The 23269-nt window shown below is 75.0% G+C and carries 20 protein-coding genes; 15 read left to right on the top strand and 5 right to left on the bottom strand.

Annotated features, from left to right (window positions below; all coding sequences use genetic code 11):
- Positions 1-124: 124 nt before the first annotated feature.
- A complete protein-coding gene (locus tag ACFQBR_RS05830; protein ID WP_378552314.1) occupies positions 125-1009 on the top strand; it encodes an amidohydrolase family protein in 885 nt (294 codons plus the stop codon).
- Between the two features lie 52 nt (positions 1010-1061).
- Here the strand turns inward: ACFQBR_RS05830 and ACFQBR_RS05825 are convergent, their stop codons facing one another.
- The gene (locus ACFQBR_RS05825; RefSeq protein ID WP_344178400.1) at positions 1062-2483 is read right to left on the bottom strand and encodes an SLC13 family permease; all 1422 of its coding nucleotides are present in this window, start codon (positions 2481-2483) and stop codon (positions 1062-1064) included.
- Between the two features lie 326 nt (positions 2484-2809).
- On the opposite strand from ACFQBR_RS05825, the gene ACFQBR_RS05820 reads away from it, so the two are divergent.
- The 3 genes from ACFQBR_RS05820 (at position 2810) to ACFQBR_RS05810 (ending at position 7852) form a co-directional block, all read left to right on the top strand.
- Positions 2810-3976, top strand: a complete 1167-nt coding sequence (locus ACFQBR_RS05820) for a pyridoxal-phosphate-dependent aminotransferase family protein (protein ID WP_344178399.1) — start codon at positions 2810-2812, stop codon at positions 3974-3976.
- A gap of 64 nt (positions 3977-4040) precedes the next feature.
- On the top strand, positions 4041-7010 hold the full coding sequence (locus ACFQBR_RS05815) for an FAD-binding and (Fe-S)-binding domain-containing protein (RefSeq protein WP_344178397.1): 2970 nt from the start codon (positions 4041-4043) through the stop codon (positions 7008-7010).
- 59 nt (positions 7011-7069) lie between these two features.
- Complete coding sequence (locus ACFQBR_RS05810) at positions 7070-7852, top strand: GntR family transcriptional regulator (protein WP_344178395.1); 783 nt, start codon at positions 7070-7072, stop codon at positions 7850-7852.
- Positions 7853-7984: 132 nt separating this feature from the next.
- Here ACFQBR_RS05810 and ACFQBR_RS05805 read toward each other — a convergent pair whose 3' ends face one another.
- Complete coding sequence (locus ACFQBR_RS05805; protein WP_344178392.1) at positions 7985-8416, bottom strand: VOC family protein; 432 nt, start codon at positions 8414-8416, stop codon at positions 7985-7987.
- Between the two features lie 93 nt (positions 8417-8509).
- Here ACFQBR_RS05805 and ACFQBR_RS05800 point away from each other — a divergent pair, with 93 nt between their 5' ends.
- From ACFQBR_RS05800 to ACFQBR_RS05790, 3 genes are all read left to right on the top strand, one after another.
- A complete protein-coding gene (locus ACFQBR_RS05800; RefSeq protein WP_344178390.1) occupies positions 8510-9211 on the top strand; it encodes a GntR family transcriptional regulator in 702 nt (233 codons plus the stop codon).
- Between the two features lie 105 nt (positions 9212-9316).
- Entirely contained in the window at positions 9317-9898 is a 582-nt protein-coding gene (locus tag ACFQBR_RS05795; RefSeq protein WP_267949587.1) for a sugar O-acetyltransferase, read from the top strand.
- 150 nt (positions 9899-10048) lie between these two features.
- Entirely contained in the window at positions 10049-10426 is a 378-nt protein-coding gene (locus tag ACFQBR_RS05790) for a VOC family protein (protein WP_344178387.1), read from the top strand.
- Positions 10427-10465: 39 nt separating this feature from the next.
- Here the strand turns inward: ACFQBR_RS05790 and ACFQBR_RS05785 are convergent, their stop codons facing one another.
- A complete protein-coding gene (locus tag ACFQBR_RS05785) occupies positions 10466-10663 on the bottom strand; it encodes a ferredoxin (protein ID WP_344178384.1) in 198 nt (65 codons plus the stop codon).
- A 44-nt stretch (positions 10664-10707) separates the two neighbouring features.
- Positions 10708-11913 carry a cytochrome P450 gene (locus ACFQBR_RS05780; RefSeq protein WP_344178381.1) on the bottom strand — a complete coding sequence of 402 codons (1206 nt, stop codon included), beginning with the start codon at positions 11911-11913 and terminating at the stop codon, positions 10708-10710.
- A 137-nt stretch (positions 11914-12050) separates the two neighbouring features.
- On the opposite strand from ACFQBR_RS05780, the gene ACFQBR_RS05775 reads away from it, so the two are divergent.
- Entirely contained in the window at positions 12051-12686 is a 636-nt protein-coding gene (locus ACFQBR_RS05775; protein ID WP_344178379.1) for a TetR/AcrR family transcriptional regulator, read from the top strand.
- Positions 12687-12743: 57 nt separating this feature from the next.
- Here the strand turns inward: ACFQBR_RS05775 and ACFQBR_RS05770 are convergent, their stop codons facing one another.
- A complete protein-coding gene (locus tag ACFQBR_RS05770) occupies positions 12744-13352 on the bottom strand; it encodes a TetR family transcriptional regulator (RefSeq protein WP_344178376.1) in 609 nt (202 codons plus the stop codon).
- A 74-nt stretch (positions 13353-13426) separates the two neighbouring features.
- Here ACFQBR_RS05770 and ACFQBR_RS05765 point away from each other — a divergent pair, with 74 nt between their 5' ends.
- From ACFQBR_RS05765 to ACFQBR_RS05735, 7 genes are all read left to right on the top strand, one after another.
- On the top strand, positions 13427-14257 hold the full coding sequence (locus ACFQBR_RS05765; protein ID WP_344178374.1) for an SDR family NAD(P)-dependent oxidoreductase: 831 nt from the start codon (positions 13427-13429) through the stop codon (positions 14255-14257).
- Between the two features lie 664 nt (positions 14258-14921).
- On the top strand, positions 14922-16244 hold the full coding sequence (locus ACFQBR_RS05760) for an ABC transporter substrate-binding protein (RefSeq protein WP_330162338.1): 1323 nt from the start codon (positions 14922-14924) through the stop codon (positions 16242-16244).
- 213 nt (positions 16245-16457) lie between these two features.
- Entirely contained in the window at positions 16458-17942 is a 1485-nt protein-coding gene (locus ACFQBR_RS05755; RefSeq protein WP_344178372.1) for an ABC transporter substrate-binding protein, read from the top strand.
- Complete coding sequence (locus tag ACFQBR_RS05750; protein WP_378552303.1) at positions 17942-19789, top strand: ABC transporter permease subunit; 1848 nt, start codon at positions 17942-17944, stop codon at positions 19787-19789. The genes ACFQBR_RS05755 and ACFQBR_RS05750 overlap by 1 nt, the downstream gene beginning before the upstream one ends.
- Positions 19786-20946 carry an ABC transporter ATP-binding protein gene (locus ACFQBR_RS05745; RefSeq protein WP_378552300.1) on the top strand — a complete coding sequence of 387 codons (1161 nt, stop codon included), beginning with the start codon at positions 19786-19788 and terminating at the stop codon, positions 20944-20946. The genes ACFQBR_RS05750 and ACFQBR_RS05745 overlap by 4 nt, the downstream gene beginning before the upstream one ends.
- 50 nt (positions 20947-20996) lie before the next feature.
- Positions 20997-21821 (top strand): ABC transporter ATP-binding protein, encoded by an 825-nt coding sequence (locus ACFQBR_RS05740; protein ID WP_344178366.1) that lies wholly within the window; start codon positions 20997-20999, stop codon positions 21819-21821.
- Positions 21818-23134, top strand: coding sequence for an MFS transporter (locus ACFQBR_RS05735; protein ID WP_378552297.1), 1317 nt, complete (start codon positions 21818-21820; stop codon positions 23132-23134). The genes ACFQBR_RS05740 and ACFQBR_RS05735 overlap by 4 nt, the downstream gene beginning before the upstream one ends.
- The last annotated feature ends 135 nt before the right edge of the window (positions 23135-23269 follow it).

Genomic DNA, 23269 nt, shown 5'->3' with positions numbered 1-23269 from the left:
GCCGTGTGCGGGGTGCGTTCCGTGGAGGGCGAAGGGGATCCGTGCGGCCCGGAATCTCGGCCTATTGGCTAGCGAACTATTGTCTACAATTCAGGGGCCCGGATCTCTGGAGCAAGGAGCCCCCATGCGACCCACCTCCGCCACGCCTCCCCCCGCAGCCCCTCCCACCCCCGCCGCGGTCGACGCGCACCAGCACTTCTGGCCGGTCGGCGTCCGCCCGCGCACCCCGGGGACCGCCGTGCTCGACCGTGCGTTCACCCCCGCCGACCTGGAACGGGAGCTGGCCGGGGGAGAGGTCGGGCGCACGGTCCTGGTCCAGTGCGCGGCCGGTCCCGGGGAGAACGACCGGCTGGCGGCCTACGCCCGGGAGTTCCCCCCGGCCGGGGCCCTGGTGATCTGGCTGCCCCTGGCCGACCAGGTCGCGGCGGAGCGCGAGCTCGCACGGGTGCGCGCCCTCACCGGCCTGGTCAGGGGGTTCCGGGCGGCGGTGCCCCCGGGCACCCGAGCCGATCCCGCCCTCCTGGCGACCATGCGCTCCGCCGAGCGGGCCGGGCTGCTCTGGGAGCTCGTGGTGACGTCGGAGTCCCACGTCGCCCTGGTGGAGCAGGTGGCCGCGGCCTGCCCCGACCTGCCGATCGTGGTGGACCACCTGGCCACCCCGCCCCTGGCCGGAGGGGAGCCGAAGGCGTGGGAGGGGTGGATCGACCGGCTGGCCGCCCTGCCCTCGGCCTCCGTGAAGGTCTCGGTCGGCGGCGACGTCCTGGTCGGCTGGGAGTGGGAGCCCGACCTGCTGGTCCCCTGGGTCGGCCGGGCCCTGGAGGCGTTCGGCGCGCACCGGTCGATGCTGGCGGGCAACTGGCCGGTCGTCCTGCTGGCCGCCGACCACGCCACGGCCTGGCGGTCCCTGCGCGCGGCCGTCGCCGCGGCGGGATCCTCGGCGGCGGAGGCCGCGCTGGTGGCGGGGGGCACCGCGCGCCGCCGGTACGCGATCGGGGAGGACCGCGGCTGAACGGCGCCGGGGCGGCGGGGCACGACGCCCCGCCCGCCCCGGCGCGCGGCGGCTACAGCCAGCCGGGGAGGACGAGGATTCCCCAGGTCAGCAGCGGGGCCACCACGATCATGCTCATGCCCCACACCATGAGCCGGCGGAAGACGAGGTCGCGCTGGTCCGGCGTGGCGTTGGCCACGACGAGCGCCCCGCTGGTGGAGAAGGGCGAGGAGTCGACCACCGAGGAGGAGATCGCCAGGGCGGTGATCATCCCGATCGCGCCGACCTCCCCGACCAGCAGGAAGGGCACGGCCAGCGGGATCACCGCCCCGAGGATGCCGGTGGTGGAGGCGAACGCGGAGACCGCGCCGCCCACCACGCAGATCACCAGGGCCGCCAGGAGCGGGATGCCGATGGAGGCCACGCTGCCGCCGAGGAAGTCGATCGTCCCCATGCGCTCCATGAGGCTGACGTAGGTGACGATCCCGCAGATCAGCAGCACGGTGGGCCACGCGACCTGGTTGACGACCCCCTTGGCGCCGCCGGGGGAGACGATGCTCAGCACCACGCCCACGCTGATCGCGGTGAGGCCCACGTCGAGGCCGAAGGCGAGCGCGCCCACGCCCAGGGCGGCGATGCCGAGCAGGGTCAGGACGCGGTCCCTGGTGAGGACGATCCGCTCCTCCTCCACGGCTGCGGTAGCCCCGCCGTCGTCGGTCCCGGCCGCGCCCTCCGGCCTGGTCGCGGTGGCGGTCGGCCCGCCCGGCCGGCCGGGGGCGGCGGCCGGGGCCGTGCCGCCTCCGGCGACGGGTCCGGGGAGCGCTTCGCGGGGACCCCCGCCCTCCTCGGGGGCGGGCGGGGTCGGCGCGGACTCCTCGCCCTCCCGGCGGCCCAGCAGGGAGCGGCCGCCGAACAGGAAGAAGACGGCCACGCTGAGCAGCACGTTGAAGGCGAACGTCGCGGCGAAGAGCAGCAGCGGGGAGCCCTCCAGGCCGTTGCGCGCCACGACGCCGTTGGTGATGGTGCCGTAGATGCTCATGGGGGAGAAGCCCCCCGCGCTGGCGCCGTTGATGATCAGCAGGCCCATGAGCACGGGGTTGATCCTGAAGCGCAGGGCGAAGCCCAGGCCGACCGGGGCGACGATCGCGACGGCGGCGGGGACCACCGCGCCCGCGGCGGTCAGCACCGCGGTGACGCCGAACATCACCCACGGGATGAGGGCGACGCGTCCGCCGACGCCGCGGACGGCGACCTGGATCAGCCAGTCGACGGTGCCGTTGTTCCTGGCCAGGGCGAACAGGTAGGTGACGCCCACCAGGACGACGAACAGGTCGCCGGGGAACCCGCCGAACACGTCGTCGGTGCTCTCGCCCGCCACCGCGAGGGCGACGACGAAGGCGGCGAAGAGGGCGAGGGCCCCCATGTGGACGGAGGTGAGGGTCGCGATGAGGAAGACGAGGACGAGGACGACGATCGAGATGACTTCTGCGGGCACGTGGCCTCCTGTGAAGGCTCGGCGGCGGAGAGTCGGACGGGGGCCGTGGGGGCCGGGATGCGCCGTGGGTTCGCGGGCCTGGGTGTCGGTGGGGGGCGACTGACGCACCGCTGCATTCCACTATTTCGTATTGTGGAATATAGATTCTGTCTTGCAGAAGTATCTCCGTTGAATCTGCCGACGTCAACCATTGCCTGAGATGTGAGTCACAGTAAAGTGGGGATCCGGCGGCGACAAGGGGGTTGTGGCGATCGGGTCGGGGCTTCTAGGATCCGTTCAGTGGAATCAATATTCCACTATGCGGATATTGCTTCGAGAGGATCACCATGGATGACGCCACCGGCCGCCACTTCCTCCAGATTCCCGGCCCCAGCAACGTTCCCGACGAGGTCCTGCGTGCGATGTCCGCGCCGACCGTCGACCACCGCGGCCCCGGCTTCGGCGCCCTGATGAGCGGGCTCCTGCGCGACCTGCCCCCGGTGTTCGGCACGACCGGGCCCGTGGTCGTCTACCCCTCCTCGGGGACCGGGGCCTGGGAGGCCGCCCTGGTCAACACCCTCTCCCCGGGCGACCGCGTGCTCTGCTCCGAGACCGGCCACTTCTCCACGCTGTGGAGCGAGATGGCCGGCAGGCTCGGCCTGGACGCGGAGGTCCTCCCGGGCGACTGGCGGCGCGGCGCCGACCCCGACCGCCTCGCCGAGGTCCTGGCCGCCGACACCGGCCACAGGGTCAAGGCCGTGTGCGTGGTCCACAACGAGACCTCCACCGGCGTGGTCAGCCGCGTCCCCGACGTGCGCCGCGCCATCGACGCCGCCGGCCACCCCGCGCTGCTCCTCGTCGACACCATCTCCTCCCTCGGCTCGGTGGACTACCGGCACGACGAGTGGGGCGTCGACGTCACCGTGTCCTGCTCGCAGAAGGGGCTCATGCTGCCGCCCGGACTCGCCTTCAACGCCGTCGGCCCCAAGGCGCTGGAGGCGTCGCGCACCGCGCGCATGGCCAGGTCCTACTGGGACTGGGCGCCGATGCTGGAGGCCAACGCGCGCGGGTTCACCCCCTACACCCCGGCCACCAACCTCCTCTACGGCCTGCGCGAGGCGCTGCGCATCCTGAACGCCGAGGGGCTGCCCGCCGTCTTCGCCCGCCACGACCGCTACGGCCGGGCGGTCCGCGCCGCGGTCCGGGCCTGGGGACTGGAGGTGCTCTGCGCGGACGAGCGCGAGTACTCGGGCGTCCTCACCGGGGTGCTCGTGCCCGAGGGGCACGACGCCGACCACGTCAGGAAGGTGATCCTGGACCGCTACGACATGTCCCTGGGCGCCGGGCTGGGCCGCCTGGCCGGGCGGGTCTTCCGCATCGGGCACCTGGGCCACACCAACGACCTCACCATCGCCGGCGCGCTCGCCGGGGTGCAGATGGGCCTGGGCCACGCCGGGATCACGCCCGCCGGCGACGGACTGGCGGCGGCGCTGAAGCTGCTGGACGAGCACTGAGACGGACCGGACGACCGACCCGAGGGGCCCCGGACCGGGGCGGACGCGAGCGATGGAGGCGGCGATGACCAGCACGACGCAGAAGAGCGGCACGAGCGGAGCGGGCGGGGGAGGGGCGGCGCCCGCCGGGCTCGCCGCGGAGGCCCGGGAGCTGCTCCGCCGGGAGGGGGTGACGGACACCCGCTTCGACGACTACTCGCGCCACCTGTTCTCCCGGGACGCGAGCATGTACGCGATCACGCCGCTCGGCGTCGTCTTCCCGCGCGACGCCGACGAGGTCGCGGCGGTCGCCTCGGTCGCGGGCGGCCTCGGCGTGACGCTGACCCCCCGCGGCGCCGGCACCAGCCTGGCCGGGCAGACCGTGGGGGCGGGCCTGGTCGTCGACATGTCGCGGCACATGCGCTCCATCCTCTCCCTGGACCCCGAGGCCCGTGTGGCCCGCGTCCAGCCCGGCGTGGTCCAGGACGAGCTCAACGCGGCGGCGGCCCCCCACGGCCTGATGTTCGGCCCCGACACCTCCACCAGCAACCGCGCCACCGTCGGCGGGATGATCGGCAACAACTCCGCGGGCAGCGGCTCCCTGCGCTACGGCATGACCATCGACCACGTGCGCGCCCTGGACGTGGTCCTGGCCGACGCCGCGCGCACCACGCTGCGCCCCTACTCCGGGGCCGAGCGCGCCGACCTCGCCGCCCGCCCCGGCCTGGAGGGCGACATCCACCGGGGCCTGGCCCGCATCCTGAGCGAGAACGCCGAGGCCGTCGCCACCGGGTACCCGGACTTCTGGCGGCGGGCGTGCGGCTACCGGCTGGACCGGCTCGCACAGGACCCCGCCTTCGACCTGGCCAAGTTCGTCGTCGGCTCCGAGGGCACCCTCGTGCTGGCCACCGGGGCCGAGGTCGACCTGGTCCCCAAACCCGCGCGGACCGTCATCGCCGTCGGCCACTTCACCGGCGTCCCGGCCGCGATCGCGGCCACCCAGGACGCCCTGGCGCACGACCCCGCCGCCGTGGAGCTGATGGACCGCACCATCCTCGACCTGTCCCGGCAGCGCATCGAGTACGCCTCCCTCGGCGACATCCTCCAGGGCGACCCCGAGGCCCTGCTGTTCGTCTCCTTCACCGGCGACGACGAGGCCGAGCTCGTCGACCGGCTGCACCGGCTCACCCGCACCTGGAAGGCCTCCGGGCACGGCTACCACACCCTGGAGGCGGTGACCCCGCAGCAGCAGGCCGCCCTGCTCAAGGTGCGCAAGTCCAGCCTCGGCCTGCTCATGGCGGCGGGCAGCGGCACCCGGCGCCCCCTCGCGTTCGTGGAGGACACCGCCGTCGACCCCGTCCACCTGGTGGAGTACACCACCCGCTTCAAGGAGATCCTCGACCGGCACGGCATGGAGGCCGGGTTCTACGGCCACTGCTCGGTGGGCTGCCTGCACATCCGCCCGTTCGTCGACCTGGCGGTGCCCGGGGAGGCCGAGCGGATGCGCGCGGTCGCCGAGGAGGTCAAGGACCTGGTCACCGAGTACGGAGGGGTGAACTCCAGCGAGCACGGCGACGGGCTGGCCCGCAGCGAGTTCAACCGCCAGATCTTCGGACCCGAGCTGTACGCGGCCATGCAGGAGGTCAAGCGGGTCTTCGACCCCCACAACCTGCTCAACCCCGGCAAGATCGTCGACGCGCCCCCCATGACCGACCACCTGCGCGACCCGGCCCTGCCCGAGGCCGCCCCGGTGCGGACGCGGCTCGCCTTCGAGGTCGTGGGCGGCATGCGCGGGGCCGCCGACCGGTGCATGAACATCGGCCTGTGCCGCAAGAGCACCACGGGGGCGATGTGCCCCTCCTACATCGCCACCCGCGACGAGGAGCACGCCACCCGCGGCCGGGCCAACGCCCTGGTCAAGGCGTTGTCCGAGCCCGACCCGACGGCGGCCCTGGGCGACGAGCGCCTTCACGAGGTCCTCGACCTGTGCCTCATGTGCAAGGCGTGCAAGAGCGAGTGCCCCCTGGGCGTGGACATGGCCAAGCTCAAGAGCGAGACCCAGTCGCACTACCACGACGCCCACGGTGTCCCGCTGCGCACGCGGATCTTCGGGGCGGTGCGCACCCTGTACCGGCTGGGATCGGCCACCGCGCCGCTGAGCGGGCTGCCCAACCGGTGGCCGGTGCTGCGGCGCCTGATGGAGAGGGCCACCGGGATCACCGCGCGGCGCCCCCTGCCGAGCTTCGAGCGCCAGAACCTGGTGCGCTGGTTCCGCCGCAGGGGGGCGCCCGCGGGGGAGGCGCCCCTGGGCGAGCTGACCTTCCTCGCGGACTCCTTCTCGACCTTCACCGAGCCGGGGATCGGCCGGGCCGCCATCGGCCTCCTCGAACGGGCGGGATGGCGGGTCCGCCTGGAGAGCCGGGGGTGCTGCGGGCGGTCCAGCCTGTCCAAGGGGCTCGTCGACGACGCCAAGGCCAAGGTCGGCGGGCTGGTCGGGCTCCTCAGCGAGGGCGCCGCCGCCGGCACGCCGATCGTCGGCTGCGAGCCCTCCTGCGTGCTCACCCTCAAGGACGAGGCCGCGTCGATGCTGCCGGGCGACCCCCGCGTCGCCGACGTCGCCGGGCGGGTGCGCCAGGTCGAGGAGCTGCTGACCGAGGCCCTGGACGAGGGGCGGCTGACCCTGTCCGCGGACTCCTGGCCCGCGGGGCGGCGGATCCTCTTCCACGGCCACTGCCACCAGAAGGCCGAGGTGGGCACGGGTGCGACCATGGCGCTCCTGCGCCGCATCCCCGGGGCGGAGGTCGTCGAGCTCGACGCGGGGTGCTGCGGGATGGCCGGGTCGTTCGGGTTCGAGGCCGAGCACTACGAGATGTCCATGAAGGTCGGCTCGGACCGGCTCTTCCCCGCCATCGAGGCCGAAGAGGAGGACACGGTGGTCGCCGCGACCGGGGTCTCGTGCCGCCAGCAGATCGGGCACGGGACCGAGCGCCGCGCCTGGCACCCGGTGGAGCTGGTCGCGGCCGCACTGGAGCCGGGGCGGCCCGCGCGACGGTGACAGTATGGAACGGCGGGGCCCCGGCCGGGGCCCCGCACGACGAGGACGAGGGAGGGACCATGGACCGGTCCGAGGCGGCCGGCACCGGGGCCGGGGCGCGGGGCGACCAGCGGATCGTCAAGCCGCCGAGCATGGTGGAGCTGGCGGCGCGCTCGATCCGGCGGATGATCCTGGCCGGGGAGCTGCTGCCCGGGGAGCGGGTGGTGGAGAACCGGCTCACGCAGCAGCTCAACATCAGCAGGCCGCCCCTGCGCGAGGCGCTGCGCCGCCTGGAGCACGAGGGCCTGGTGCGCCAGTCCCCGCACCGGGGGGCGGTCGTCACCCCGCTCACGCTGCACGACGTCTACGAGATCATGACCCTGCGCCACCAGCTGGAGAACATGGCCATCGACCTGGGCATCCCCGTGGTCGAGCCCCGGCGGCTGGAGCGGTGCTGGGAGGCGCTGCGCCGCATGGAGGCCGCCGCCGACGCCCGGGACGAGGCCGAGCTGTCGGAGCAGAAGTTCGAGTTCCACACCGCGGTCGTCGGCCTGTCGGGGCACCAGCGCCTGGAGGAGACCTACCGGTCGCTCCAGCTCCAGATGAAGCTGTGCATGGTGCTCAACCGGCACGCCCGGGCGCACCGCAACGAGACGGCCACCGCGAACGTGCTGCGCCACCGCCGCCTGCTGCGGGTCATCGAGGAGGGCGACCCCGACGCCGTGCGCGCCGAGATGGCCAGGCACGGCGACCAGACCTTCCTCGACGACCTGCCCGGGGACCTGGACGCCGGCAGCGAGCAGGCCGTGCGCTGGCTCCGGGGCGTGCAGGCGCAGGGCGCGGGGGCGGGCACCGCGGTCTGACCCGGGGGCCCGCGGCCGCCCCTGCCCGCCGACCCGTGGCCGGAACGGGCTCCGCACGGTGGTCGGGGACCGGCCCCCGCCCGCCGGGTCGCGGGCGGGGCGCCGGTGCCCGGGCGCCCCCGGGCCGCCCGCTCAGACGGCGAAGACCTGCGAGTCGTCGGCGAACGCCTTGAACTCCAGGGCGTTGCCGGCGGGGTCGAGCAGGAACATCGTCCACTGCTCGCCGGGCTGTCCCTCGAAGCGCACGTAGGGCTCGATGACGAACTCCGTCCCCGCCTCGCGCAGCCGTCCGGCGAGTTCGTGGAACGCGGCGACCGGCAGGATCAGCCCGAAGTGCGGTACCGGCACGTCGTGGCCGTCGACCGGGTTGTGCACGCGCTCGGACCGGGCGGGCGCCAGGTGCGTGACGAACTGGTGGCCGTGCAGGTTCCAGTCCACCCAGGTGTCGGAGCTGCGCCCCTGTTCCAGGCCGAGTACCTTGCCGTAGAAGCGGCGCGCGGCCGCGAGGTCGTCCACCGGCACGGCCAGGTGGAACCGCGGGATCGGGGAGTCGAGGACGGTCATGTGTGCGGTCCGCCTTCCTTGAGGAGCGCTCCCGGCGTGCCGCCGAGAAGCGATGTCGCAATGTTAACATTGCGACAAAAGAAGGAGGCAGGAGTGGCGGACGAACGGGGCACGGTGGCGCCCGCACGCCGCAGGGGGCTGGCCGAGGAGGTCGCCGACCGCGTCCGGGAGGCCGTCTTCAGCGGGGTCTACGCGCCGGGCGCCCCACTGCGCGAGGTGGAGCTCTCCCGGGTGCTGGAGGTCAGCCGCGGCCCGGTGCGCGAGGCCCTGCTCCGGCTGGAGCGCGAGGGCCTGGTCCGCAGCGCCTGGCACCGCGGGGCCACGGTCACCACCCTGTCCCCGCGTGACGTGGCCGAACTCGACAGCCTCCGGGGCGCGCTGGAGGAGCTGGCCGTCCGGGAGGTGGTCGCCCGCGCCTCCGACGAGGAGCTCGACGCCGTCGCGGGGCTCGCGGAGCGGATGGAGCGGGCCGGGGACGAACACGCGCTCGTGCGCTGCGACATCGCCTTCCACGACGCCGTCTACGACGCCTCCGGCCACGGGCGGCTGGTGGAGGCCTGGCGGGCGATCCGGTCCCAGGTCCACCTGTTCCTGCTGACCAGGGTCCGCGTCAGCACGGAGGACTACCTCGCGCACGTCCCGGGGGAGCACCGCGAACTCGCCGGGGCCCTGCGCGCCCGCGACGCCGGGGCCGCCCTCGCCCTCTTCGCCGCCCACCGGCGCCGCGCCTTCGACGTGCTGTCCGGGCCGGACGCAGCCGGCCCCGCGGAGGGGGAGCGGGTCGGAAAGGACTGAGGCGGGGGTCTGCGGCGGCCCCCGCGCGCCCGGTGGGAGCGGGTGCCGTCCGGCGGACGGATCACGGGCATCCCGCTCCTGCGGGGGGTGCGCCACAATCGCCGCATGACGACCGACGACCGCTTCATGCCGATCCACGACCCGGAGCTCCTGGCCAGGGGCGAGCGCGTCCTGGGGCCCGAGTTCAGGGCGATGAGCGAGAGGGTGCTGCGGGCCACGGAGCTGACCTCCCGCCTCAACGTCCTCCCCTTCGACGACGAGGCCGGAAGGGCCGCGCTGCTCGAGCAGATCCTGGGCCGGCCCCTGCGCGCGGGGGTGACGGTCTACCCGCCCTTCTACACCGACCACGGCCTGCGCCTGGACCTGGCGGAGCGCGTCTTCGTCAACCAGGGCTGCACGTTCCTCGACTACGCCGGCATCCGGCTGGGCCGGGGGGTGATGGTGGGCCCGAAGGCCACGTTCATCACCGTGGGCCACCCGGTGGACCCCGGCGAACGGCGCCGGTTCCTCAGCGGCGCTCCCATCGACGTGGCCGAGAACGTGTGGATCGGCGCCGGGGCCACGATCCTGCCCGGCGTCAGCATCGGCCGCGACGCCGTCGTCGCGGCCGGGACGACCGTGGCCGACGACGTGCCGGCGGCGAGCCTGGTGGCCGGGCCCAAGGGCACCGTGCGCCGGCGCTGGTAGATCCGCCGCCGCGCCTCCGCGCACGCGGCGCGCCCGGCCCGGAACCCCCTGGCCCACGCGGGCTCGGCCGGGTACCGTCGCATGGGTGTCCGGCCGTGCGAGCCCGCGCGGCCGTCCGGGCAGTCCCCGAGCTGAGAGCGGGTTCCGACCATGGCATGCCGTATCACCGGCCTCGTGCTCAAGTCCCGGGACCCCGAGGCGCTGGCGCGGTTCTGGTGCGAGGTCCTGGACTTCGTCGTGCACGCCCAGGAGGACGAGGGCGTCGGGATCGGCCCGCGCGAGGGGGCCGACGGCCCGCAGGCGGAGCTCGTCTTCCTGCGCAGCGACGAGCCGAGGAACGGGAGGCTCCCGTTGCACATCGACGTCAACGCCACCGACCGCGACCAGGACGCCGAGCTCGAACGCCTCCTGGCCGCGGGTGCCGAGCGCGTCGACATCGGCCAGACCGGGCAGGAGCCCTGGTACGTGCTCGCCGATCCGGAGGGCAACGAGTTCTGCCTGCTCAGGCCCCGCGTCGACCCGGTCTGACGGTTCCCGCCGGCGGCGGGAACCGCGCCGGGGCGGGCCTCACGCCTCCTCGACGCGGATCGCCGCGCCCGGGCAGACGGCCGCGGAGTCGCGGACGTCCCCGTGCAGGGCCTCGGGCGGGGCCGCGTCCAGCAGGACCACGGTCCCGTCGTCCTCGCGCTGGTCGAAGACCTCCGGCGCCAGCAGCACGCACTGGCCCGAACCGCAGCAGCGGTCCTCCTCCACGCCGACCCTCATACTCGTGTCCTTCCTCCTCCGCGGCGGCCGTGGCCGTGCCCGCGCTACCAGGTGACGGGGAACTCGTGGATGCCGTAGACGATGGCGTCGTCCTTGAAGGGGAGGTGGTCGGCGGGCACTGCGGGTTCGAGCCCGGGCATCCGGCGCAGCAGCGTGTCGATGACGATCCGGAGCTCCATGCGGGCCAGGTTCTGCCCGAGGCACTGGTGGGCGCCGTAGCCGAACGCCAGGTGGTTGCGTGCCCCGCGGGCCACGTCGAAGGCGTCGGGGTCCGGGAACGCCCGGGGGTCGCGGTTGGCGGTGTGGGAAAGGACCAGGACGCCCTCCCCGGCCCGGATGCGCCGCCCGCCCAGCTCCACGTCCTCCGCGGCGACGCGGCCCACCGCCTGCTCGGCGATGGTGAAGTACCGCAGGAGCTCCTCGACGGCGTGCGGCGTCCCGCCCGGGTCCCGCCGGAGCGCCTCCCTGGCCTCCGGGTTCCGGGACAGTTGCAGCACGCTCAGCGAGATCATGTTGGCCGTGGTCTCGTGTCCCGCGCTGAGCAGGAGGAAGGCCAGGCCGGTCAGGTCGCGGCGGTCGACGGAGCCCCTCTCCTTCCGTTGGCGCAGGATCTGCCGGCTCAGCAGGTCGTCGCCGGGCCGGGCCTCCTTGGCCCGGAGCAGCTCCTCCAGATAGACCGCCAGGTCGACCAGGGCCTCCCTCTGCTCCTCGGGCGGGACGGTGTGGCTCACGATCGAGGCCGACCTGCTCTGGAAGAACTCGTGGTCGTCGTAGGGCACCCCGAGGAGTTCGCAGATCACGAGGGAGGGGACCGGCAGGGACAGGGCGCGGACCAGGTCCGTCGGGCGGGGCCCGGCCAGCATGGCGTCCACGTGCTCGTCCACGATCTCCTGGATGCGCGGCCCGAGGGCGTTCATCCGCTTGACCGTGAACTCGCCCAGGACCGCGCGGCGGGCCGGGCCGTGCTCGGGCGGGTCCATGCCGACCAGCATCCTCGGCAGGACGGAGGCGGACTCCTTGCGTTTCTCCTCCAGCATGGGGAAGCCGGGCCGGCTCCGGTCCGAGCTGAAACGCGGGTCCGCCAGCAGCGCGCGGACGTCCTCGTGGCGGGTCACGGCCCACGCCTGCGTGCCGGTGGGCAGTGTGACCCTGCTGACGGGTTCCTCCTCGCGGAGCCGGACGTGCTCCTGGCGGGGGGCGTACGGGCAGGTGCGGGCGGTGGGAAGGGCGGACGGCTGTTCTGCGGCCACGACTCGGCTCCCTCGGTGCCATGCTTATGCGGACGAATTCCTTCCGCTTGCATGAGTGACCGTACCAAGGCGGAGAGTGATCGTCCACCGGTCCGCGTGATGGACAATGGGGCGCTGGAGTCGAGGGGAGTGGCGCGATGGCGGAGCCGCAGGCACTGAGGGCCGACGCGAGGCGCAACCGCGACCTGATCGTCGCCGCGGCCAAGGCGGTGTTCGCCGAGCGCGGCGCCGACGTGCCGATGGAGGAGGTCGCCCGCCGGGCCGGTGTGGGGGTGGGGACCCTCTACCGGCGCTTCCCCGACCGCGACGCGCTGGTCCGCGAGGCTGCCAGGGACAGCTTCGGGGTCCTGCTCGCCCGGGCCCGGGAGGCCGCGGACGAGGGCGGCCGCGGGTGGGAGTCCTTCCTCGTGGGCCTCAAGGACATGCCGGAGCTGTGGTTCACCCTGCGCCTGACGCTCTTCTCGCCCCACACCTGGCCCCTCGTCCGCGACGACGCGCCCGCCCGCGCCGCGGCCCGGGAGCTCAGGCTCGTGATCGACGGCCTGGTCCGGGACGCTCAAGCAGAGGGGGCACTCCGTCCCGACGTGGGCACCGGGGACGTGCTGATGCTCGTGGCGCTCGTGGTCACCGGCATGGGCGCCACCGCCGGGGCGCTGGGGCCGCAGGTGTACGAGCGCGTCCTCGCCCTGGCGCTGGACGGGCTGAGGCCCGGCCCGGCGGCGCCCCTGCCCGGCCGCCCGCTCACCCCCGAGGACCTCGACCCGCGCGTCTGAGGTCCGGCGGGAAGGCGCCGGACGTACGAAGCGCCGCGGACTCCGTCCCCGGCGGCCTCACCCCCGGACGGCGGAGACGGCCTCGTCCCACAGCTGTTCGAGGGGGACGGCTCCGTCGAGGCGGAGCCAGGTCTCACTGGCCACGTCGAGGCAGGCCAGGGCGGTGGCCACGATCGCGGCGGCGCGGTGCTCGGCCGTTGTTCCGTCCGGGTCGTCCGCGCCGCGCAGGCGACGGGCGAGCTCGGGGACGAGGAGTTCCTTCCAGGCGAGCTGCTTCTCCATGTGGCGGGCGCGCAGGGAGGGGGTCCGGTGCAGCATCTGCCCGATCCGGAGCTCGCGGTCGGTGTCGACCGGCCGCACGGTGCGCAGGGACAGCAGGGAGGCCCGGACCGCCTCCCAGGGCTCCTCCTCGGGCGGGCGCTGCACGAGCGCGTCACGGACCCGGCGGCCCCGGTCGACGAGGTCGCCGAGGACCACGTCCTCCTTGGTCCCGAAGTAGCGGAAGAAGGAGCGGCGGGAGATCCCCGCGGCCTCCGCGATCTGGTCGATGGTCGTCTCCTCGAAACCGCGTTCGAGGAAGAGGCGCATCCCGGCCTCGGCGATCTCCCGGTGTACCGCTCGGCGGGTGCGTTCCCTCAGGCCCGGTACCGGTTCTTCACTGCGCACCCCCGCACTCTACACAGTGCGTCATCAAGCGACAAAGTTGACACCTAGTGCCACGATTGTCGTAAGGTGTCGGCATGAGCATCGACCACGCTTCGCAGACCACACTCATCACCGGGGCCAGTTCCGGCATCGGCGCCGCCCTGGCCCGCAGGCTCGCCGAACGCGGGACGAGCCTGGTCCTCGTCGCCCGGCGCGCCGAGAGGCTGGAGGCGCTGGCGGCCGAACTCCGCGACGCCCACGGCGTCGGGGTCGAGACCGTCTCCGCCGACCTCGGCCGCCCCGGGGCGGGGAGGGAGCTGGCCGCCGAGATCGACCGCCGCGGCCTGGAGGTGACCAGCCTCGTCAACAACGCCGGGGTCGGCATGGACGGTGCGTTCCGGGAGCAGGACCCCGACGAGCTCGGCGCGATGGTCGCCCTCAACGTGGGCGCCGTCGTCGACCTCAGCCGGGCCTTCGTGGGCCGGCTGGCCGAGAGGGGCGACGGCTACCTGGTCAACGTCGCCAGCATGGCCGCCTACCAGCCGATCCCGGGGATGGCCGCCTATGCGGCGACCAAGTCGTTCGTGCTGTCCTTCGCCGAGGCGCTGTGGTGGGAGACCCGGGACAGCGGGCTGCGCACCATGGCGTTCTCGCCGGGGCTGACCCGTACGGAGTTCTTCGACGCGATCGGCGCCGAGGGGTACACGGGCGGTTTCCAGACCCCCGACGAGGTCGCCCTGGCGCTGGTCCGGGCGCTCGACCGCCGCAGGTCGGTTCCGAGTGCGCTCTCGCGCGCCGGCAACGTGCTCGCCACGTCCCTGTCGCGGTTCTTCGGCCGCCGGTCCACCGTCCTGGTCACGGCCCGCGCGGCCCGCTCGGCGCAGCTCATGCGCAAGAGCGGCGCCGCCCCGTCCCGGCGGTCCTGACGCCCCGGGCCACGGGCGCTTCCGCGACGGCGGCGGGGCGGTCGGTGGTCCGATCGGCACCTCGCCCGCCGGAGCGGGCACGCGCGCCCGCTCCGGCGGACGGCCCGGTCCCGGCGGGCCGGACGCCGTGCGTGTTCGGCATGGTAAACGCTTTCCGATCCTGAGGGCAAGAGATGGGGAAGGGGAGTCGCGAGGGGGCCGATCCGACATGCCGCGGTGCACGGGGCCGGTTTCGTCGCCCTCCGCCCTCCCGGGGTGACTGTTTTCCGTGGTTCCGCTGGTGGTGGCGGGCCCGGCGGGGTTCGAGATGTGACGCGCGGGTGTCGTGTTCAGAAAGGGAGCGTTGACACCTCACGTGACGCGGTGCTAAAAAATGAACACTTGAGAACATGGATAGCGCTTACCAGCACGATTGCGGCCATGCCGCTCCGTCCGTGACGCCCCGGCCCGGCACCCCCACCAGGGGCGCCACCGGCCGGAGCCCCGGCCGATCCGGCCCGGTCGCGACCGCGGTCCCGACCCCGTCCGCCCCAGCCCTCCCTCCGCCGCGCGCGGCGGCCCCGGCCGGTCCGCCGGCCCGACCCCGCCCTCCCGACCGGACAGCAGTACCCCCTCCCGGGACGCAGTCGCCCCCGGAACGCAGTAGCCGAAGGGAAACACCACCATGCGCGTACCCCCCGGCCGAGGACGGTCCCGCGCGGGCCGCCGCGGCACCGCCCTCACCGCCACCGCCGCCGCGACCGCGATCGTTATGGCCGCCTCCGCGTGCGGAGGCTCCGGAGGCGACGGCGACACCGTCGAGCTCCGCTTCTCCTGGTGGGGCTCCGACGAGCGCCAGGCCACCATGCTCCAGGTCATCGAGAACTTCGAGGCCGAGAACCCCGGCATCCGCATCGCGGGGGAGAGCACCGACTGGAGCTCCTACTGGGACCGGCTGGCCACCAACACCGCCGCCAACGACGCCCCCGACATCGCCATGCAGGAGGAGCGGTACCTGCGCGAGTACGCCGACCGCGGCGCGCTCATGAACCTCGACGAGGCCGCCGGCCTGGACCTGTCCGGCCTGGACCCGCTCATCGCCGAGAGCGGCGACCTGGACGGCCAGACCTTCGGCGCGGCCACCGGCGTCAACGCCTACGCCATCCACGCCGACCCCGAGGCATTCGAGGCCGCGGGCGTGGAGATGCCCGACGACGAGACCTGGACGTGGGACGACTACGTCGAGATCTCCGCGCAGATCACCGAGGGCAGTGACGGCGAGTACGTCGGCACCCAGAGCATGAGCTACAACGAGACCGGGTTCCAGGTCTTCGCGCGCCAGCACGGCGAGAACCTCTACGCCGAGGACGGCTCGCTGGGCTTCTCCCAGGAGACCCTGACGGCGTGGTTCGAGATCACCCAGGAGCTCCAGGACAACGGCGGCCAGCCGAGCGCCGCCGAGGGCGTGGAGATCCAGGGCGGCGGGGTCGACCAGTCGGTCGTGTCCACCAACCAGGGCGCGATGGCGCACTTCTGGAGCAACCAGCTCGGCGGGGTGGCCGAGTCCTCCGGCCGCGACATCCAGCTGCTCCGCTACCCGGGGGAGACCGAGTTCGAGCGGACCGGCGGGTTCTTCAAGCCGGCCATGTTCTACACCATCTCCGCGGGATCCGAGCACCCCGAGGAGGCGGCGCTCTTCGTCGACTACATGCTCAACGACCCGGCGGTGGCCGAGCTGACCCTCGCCGACCTGGGGCTCCCGGCCAACGTGGAGGTGCGTGAGGCGATCGTCGACGACCTGCCCGGCGCCGACGCGCAGATGGCCGAGTTCATGAGCGGCATCGAGGACACGATCGTGGACGGCAACCCGCCGCCGCCGATCGGCGCGGGCCAGGTCGTGGAGATCACCGGGCGGGTCACCGACAGCCTCGCCTTCGGCGACATCACCCCGGCCGAGGCGGCCGAGCAGTTCATGGCCGAGGTCGAGGCGGCCACCGGCGGCGCCTGACACCGGCCGGGCACGGGCCCGGGGCGCGGGGGGTTCTCCCTCCGCGCCCCGGGCCCGTGTCGTTTCCGCCCCTCCTGACGGATGCGGGCGGAGGCGTCACGTTCCGGGCGGACTGGTGGACAATAATGAAAACGGTTGTCATATGCTGTTTTGGCCGGTCGCGACACCGTCGCGCGGCGGCCCCGTCCACACCCGACCCCTGGAAGAACCCCCGTGCACCTCCACAAGACCCCGCCCGGCGCCTGCCTGGCCGTGGCCGCCGCCCTCGCGGCCACCGGCTGCTTCCCCGCCGGAGACGACACCGCCGCCGACGACGGACGGATCTCGGTGGCCATGATGCAGCCACCGCGCTCGGCCCTGTCGCCCCTCACCGACGACGCCTTCAAGCTCTCCCGGTGGAGCACCGCCGAGACCCTCGTCACTCTCGACGAGGTCGGCGACCCGCAGCCCGGCCTGGCCACCGAGTGGACCCGCACCGACCCCACCACCTGGACGTTCACCATCCGCGAGGGGGTGGAGTTCCACGACGGCACGGAGCTGACCGCCGACGTCGCCGCCCACGCGCTGGAGTACGCGGCGCAGGCCTCGCCCAAGCCGCGCATCCTCGACGGCGTGGAGCTCGGGGTGGAGGCGCGGGGCGACACCCTGACCGTCACCACCGCCGAGGAGGACCCCCTCGTCCCGCAGCGGCTGTCCTCGCCGCAGCTGTCGATCCTCGCCGAGAGCGCCTACGAGGGCGGCTCGGTGAGCCCCGTCGGCACCGGGACCGGGCCCTTCGAGCTGGTCGAGGTCACCGGGACCACCGCCGCCCGCCTGGACCGCTTCGACGGCTACTGGGGCGAACCCGCCCTGGCCCCCGGCATCGACGTGGCCTTCGTGCCCGACGGGACCGCGCGCGCCGCCGCCCTGCGCACCGGCGAGGCCGACATCGTCGAGTCCGTGCCCACCTCCCAGGCCGCGCTCCTGGAGGAGGACACCCTCACCGAGGTCCCGATGCCGCGCACCAACACCCTCTACCTCAACACCGAGGAGGGGCCCTTCACGGACCCCGGCCTGCGGGCCGCCGCACGTGAGGCGATCGACCGCGAGTCCCTGGTCGAGGGCGTCTACGAGGGCCGCGCCGACGTGGCCGAGGGCCTCCTGGGCCCCGCGCTGCCCTGGGCCGCCGAGCGCCCCGCGCGCACCGGCGCCACGGAGGCGCAGGACCCGGACGGCGCGTCCGTCACCCTGGCGACCTTCACCGACCGCGCCGAGCTGCCCGAGGTCGCGACCGTCCTCGAACAGCAGCTGGAGGACGCCGGGTTCGAGGTGGAGCAGGTCGTGCGCGAGTACGCCAACATCGAGGAGGACGCCCTCAGCGGCGAGTTCGACGCGTTCATCCTCTCCCGCGCGACCGTTCTGGACTCCGGGGACCCCGCCGCGTACATGACCAGCGACTTCTCCTGCGACGGCTCCTTCAACATCGCCCAGCTGTGCGACGAGGGGGTGGACGCCGCCCTGGAGGCGGCCGAGCTGGCGCCGACGGGCGAGGAGCGGCGCGCCGCGATCCTGGAGGCCGAGGCCGCCGTCCTCGCCACCGACGCCGCCATCCCCATGCTGCACGAGCGCGTCATCCAGGGCGACGCGGCCGGCGTCGTGGACTCGGCCAAGGACCCGCGCGAGCGCCTGCTCGTCACCTCGCGCACCCGGCTGGACTGATGGGCGCCGCGAACCCGGGCCGGGCCGCGCCCCGGCGCCCCCGCCCGGCCCGCCGCTCCGGGCTCCTCGGCCCCCTGCTCTCCCGCGTGGCGGCACTGGCCGTCATCACCGTCGTGGTCGGCCTGCTCCCGTGGCTGTCCGGCCGCGACCCCGCGCTGTCCGTGCTGCGGGCCCGCTCGGCCGAGCAGGAGCCGACCGAGGAGGCCCTCAACGCGATCCGCGCGGAGCTGGGGCTCTCCGACGGACCGCTGGTGATGCTCGGCCGCTGGTTCGGCGGGGCGCTCCGCGGCGACCTGGGCTCCTCCTGGGTCTCCGACGCCCCCGTCCTGCCCGCGGTCGTCTCGGCCACGGGGGTGTCCCTCCTGGTCATGGCGTGCGCGCTCGGCGTGGCCCTGCTGCTGGCGGCCCTGCTGTGCGCGCCCGCCCTGGTGCGCGGGGCGCGCGGCACGCTGCGCCCGGGCGGGTCGGGCAGCGGCGCGGTCGCCGCCATGTGCACGGCCCTGCCCGAGTTCCTGGTCGCCGTCCTGCTCATGGTCTCCCTGTCGGTGTGGCTGGGCTGGCTGCCGCCCTACGGCTGGCAGGGGCCGGTCAACCTGGTCCTGCCGGCCCTGGCGCTGGGCATCCCGGCCGGAGGGCTGCTGGGCCGGCTGGTCGACGACGCCCTGCCCTCGGTGTTCGCCGAGCGCTGGGTCGGCCTATGGGCCGCCTCGGGGTGCTCCCCGGCCGTCATCGGCGCGGCCGCGCTGCGCCGGGCGACCCCGGCCCTCATCCCGCAGTTCGGCATGGTCGCGATCGGCCTGACCGGGGGAGCGGTCGCCGTGGAGACGGTCTTCGCCGTCCCCGGGATCGGCCGCACCGCCCTGGGCGCCGCCCAGTCCCAGGACCTGCCCATGCTCCAGGGCGCGGTCCTCGGCCTGGTGCTCCTCGGAACCGCGGCGGGCCTGCTCGCCCAGGCGGCGCGCCGGTGGATGCTGGGGCCCGGCCTGCGCGACGCGGCCCTGACCCTGTCGCCGCCGCCCACGGCCCCGGCCGGAGCGCTGCGCCGGTCGGTGCCCGCGGTGTGCGCGGCGCTGCTCCTCACCGTGTGCGTGTGGGGGCTGACCCGGGACGCGATGACCGTGAGCGTGGCCGAGCGCCTCGCCGGGCCCTCGTGGGCGCACCCGCTGGGCACCGACGCCGTGGGCCGCGACGTGCTCGCCCGCCTCGGCCACGGGGCCGTCGCCACCGTGGGCACCGCGGCGCTGGTGTGTCTGGTGAGCCTCGCGGTCGCGCTGGTGGTCGGGTTCCGGCCCGCGCTGGCGGCGGGCGCCGCCGACATGGCCAACGCCCTGCCGCCGGTCATCGCCGGGATCCTCGTGGCCGCCGTCATGGGCCCCGGCCCCCTCGGAGCCTCGGTGGCCGTCGCCCTGGTGTCCTGGCCGCCGCTCGCCGCGCACGCGGCCTCGCTGGTCCAGGAGACGCGCGCCGCCGCCTACCTCGACGCCCAGAGGGCCCTGGGAGCCGACTCCCGGTGGATCCTGGTGCGGCACGTCCTGCCCGCGGTCCTGGGCCCGGTGGGCCGCAACGCGGTGCTCCGGCTCCCCGGCATCGCCCTGGCCCTGGCCTCGCTGGGGTTCCTCGGCCTCGGGGCCCAGCCGCCCTCCGCGGAATGGGGGCTGAGCCTGTCGGAGTCCCTGCCCTACGTGGAGCGCGCGCCCCTGGCCGCGCTCGCCCCGGCCGCCATGCTCATGCTGCTCGCCGCGTTCGCGGTCTCCCTGTCCACCCTGCCCCCGGGCGGGCGCACCGCCCGGCGGCGCCGGGTCCCGGCCGCCGCCGGGGCCGGAATCCCGGAAGGAGCCGGACGATGAACCCCGGCGCTCCCCACGACGGCGCTCCCCACCGCACAGCTTCCGGCGGCGCGGCCTCCGGCGGCGCCGCGCCCAGCGGTGCTTCCCACGGCGCCGCGCCGGAGGACGGGGCCGCGCCCGGCGGTCCGCCGCGCGACGCCGCCCCCGGCCGCACGCCCCTGCTGAGCGTCCGCGACCTGCGGGTCACCCTGCGCGAACGCGGCGGTACCGCCGTCCCGGCCGTGCGCGGCCTGTCCTTCGACGTGCACCCCGGCGAGGTGGTCGCCCTCGTAGGGGAGTCGGGCGCCGGGAAGTCCCTGACCGCCCGCGCCGTCCTGGGCCTGGCGCCCCACGGCGCACAGGTCGCCGGGAGCGTCCTGCTGGACGGACAGGAGCTGGTCGGCGCGCGCCCGTCCGTCCTGCGCTCGGTGCGGGGGCGGCGGATGTCGCTGGTCCCGCAGGACGCCCTCACCGTGCTCAGCCCCGTCCACACCGTGGGCGCCCAGCTCGTCCGGGCCGTGCGCTCGGTGCGCGGGACCGGCCGGGCCCGGGCGTGGGAGGAGGCCGTGGCCGCCCTGGACCGGGTCGGCATCCCCGACGCCGCCCGGCGCGCGCACGCCTACCCGCACGAGTTCTCCGGCGGCATGCGCCAGCGCGCCGTTATCGCGATGGCCACGGTCAACCGGCCCGACGTCGTCTTCGCCGACGAGCCCACCACCGCGCTGGACCCCGTCATGCAGGCGAGGGTCCTGGAACTCCTGTGCGGGCTGAGCGGGCAGACCGGGACCTCGGTCGTCCTGGTCACCCACGACCTCGGGGTCGTCGGCGGCCACGCGGACCGGGTGGTGGTCGTCTACGCGGGGCGGCACGTCGAGTCGGGCCCGGTGGACCGGGTCCTCACCGACCCGCGGGCCCCCTACACCGCCGGACTGCTCGCCGCGCTCCCGCCCCGGGAGGCGCGGGACCGCAGGCTCCCCGCCATCGCGGGATCGCCCCCCTCGCCGACGTCCCTGCCGCAGGGCTGCGCGTTCGCGCCGAGGTGCCCCCTCGCCGCGACACGCTGCCGCGCCCACGAGCCCTCCCCGGTCGTCGCGGGCGAGCCGGGGAGACTGGTCTCGTGCCACCGCTGGCAGGACCTCCCCGACCCGGCGCGCTCCCTGTTCGCGGACGCGCCGTGACCGCGGCGCGGCGGCGCCCGCACCCCGCACACCCCACGAGGAAGGACGACATGACCCACTCCGCCCCGCCGCTGCTGGCGGTCCGCGACCTGGTGGTGCGCTACCCCGGACGCGCGCGGCGTTCCGCGCCCGTGACGGCCGTCGACGGGGTGTCCTTCGACGTCCACGCGGGGGAGACGCTCGCCCTGGTCGGGGAGTCGGGGTGCGGGAAGACCAGCACGGCCTCCGCCGTGGTCGGCCTGCGCCGGCCCGACTCCGGGTCGGTGCGCTTCGAGGGCAGCGAGCTGACCACGATGGACCCGGCACGCCTGCGCGCCCTGCGCTCCGCGCTCCAACCGGTCTTCCAGGACCCGTACGGGTCGCTCAGCCCCCGCCTGCGCGTGCGCGACGCCGTCGCCGAGCCCCTGCGCATCCACGGGCGCTGGGACCGGGAGACCGGCCCGGACCGCGTGGCCGCCCTGCTGGACACGGTCGGCCTGGACGCCTCCCACGGCGACCGGCTGCCGCACGAGCTGTCCGGGGGGCAGTGCCAGCGCGTCGGGATCGCCCGCGCGCTGGCCTGCGAGCCGCGGCTGCTGGTCCTGGACGAGCCGGTGTCGGCCCTGGACCCCTCGGTGCGCGCCGGGGTGCTCAACCTGCTCACCGGCCTCCAGGACACCCTGGGCCTGGGCTACCTGTTCATCTGCCACGACCTCGCGCTCGTCGGACACGTCGCCCACCGCGTCGCGGTCATGAGGGAGGGGCGCGTCGTGGAGACCGGGCCCGCCCGCCGGGTGCTCTCCCAGCCCTCCGACCCGTACACGCGCGAGCTGGTGGAGGCCTCCCCGGCGGCCGTCGGGGAGGCCCGCGCACGCACGATCCCGACCGCGTCGTGAGCCCCGCCGGTGACGCCCGGGGGAGGGCGGAGCACGCCGAGGATGCCGCCGGGCCCCGGCGCGGGGGACGCCCGGGGACGGGGCGGGCGGCCGCGGTGCTGCGCGACGCGCGCGCTCTGCCCCCGCTGGCGCTGCTGCTGGTCGGCTCCCAGTTCGCGTTCAACGTCGGCTTCTTCGCGGTCCTGCCCTACCTCGCCGACCACCTCGGCGGCGGGCTGGGCCTGGCCGGGTGGCTGGTCGGCCTCGTGCTGGGCCTGCGCACCTTCAGCCAGCAGGGCCTGTTCGTCGTGGGCGGCACGCTCACCGACCGGTTCGGCGCGCGGCCGGTGGTCCTGGCGGGCTGCGTGCTGCGGATCGCCGGTTTCTGCTGGCTCGGCTTCGCGGAGGGCACGGCGTCGGTGATCGCGTCGGTGCTGCTCATCGGGTTCGCCGCCGCGCTGTTCTCCCCGGCGGTCGAGACGGAGATCGTGCGCCAGGCGGTGCGGCACGAGCGGGCCTCGGGCACGCCCCGCACGCGCGTCCTCGCGCTGTTCTCCGTCTCCGGGCAGGCGGGGACGCTCGTCGGCCCGCTGCTGGGCTCCCTGCTCCTGCTCGGCGGGTTCCGGGCCGCGTGCCTGGTCGGGGCGGCGGTCTTCGCGCTCGTGCTCGCCGGGCACCTGAGGCTCATGCCCGGGCCGGAGTCGCGTGGCGACTCCGGCCCGCGGGCCGGGGAGGGGCGGCCCCGCCTGCGCGAGGGGGTGCGGCTCCTGCTGGGCGACCGACGCTTCCTGGGGCTGTGCCTGGCCTACAGCGGCTACCTGCTGGCCTACAACCAGCTCTACCTGGCGCTGCCTGGGGAGGTGGAGCGGGCGACCGGTTCCCAGGCCGCGCTGGGCTGGCTGCTCGCGTGGTCCTCGGTGCTCTACATCGCCGCGCAGTTCCCGGTGCTGTCCTGGGCCGCGGCCCGGCTGTCCCGGCGCGCGACCCTGGTGTGGGGGCTGCTGCTGGTCTCGCTGGGCTTCGCCTCCGCCGCGGCGCTGACACCGGTCGGGGCCCTGGGCGGGCTGCTGCCCTCCGTCGCGTTCGTCACCGCGCTGACCCTGGGCCAGGTCCTGATCGTGCCGACGGTCCGGGCCTGGCTCCCCGACCTCGTGGACGACGCCCGCCTGGGCCTGTTCACGGGCGCGCTGTCCTCGCTGTCCGGGCTGGTGGTGCTCCTGGGCAGCGTGCCCGCCGGGGCGCTCCTGGACATGGGCGGCCCGGTCCCCTGGCTCGCGCTCGCCGCCGTGCCGCTCGCCGGCGCGGCCCTGGTCCCGCGCGGTCCCCGCTCCTGACCGGTCCGGGCGGCCCCGAACGGGGCCGCCCGGACCGGTCGGCGGGTGGGAGGGGAGGGACCGTCCTCAGGGACTCCGCTCCCACCGCCTTCCCGTGGCCGTGCAGGTCCGGGCGGACGCCGCGGTGGCGGGGGC

Origin of the sequence: Nocardiopsis tropica (assembly GCF_042660575.1) — a bacterium.
Classification (GTDB): Bacteria; Actinomycetota; Actinomycetes; order Streptosporangiales; family Streptosporangiaceae; genus Nocardiopsis; species Nocardiopsis tropica.
Note: the sequence above shows the minus strand (reverse complement) of the source record. Positions and strands in the feature narration are given on the sequence as shown.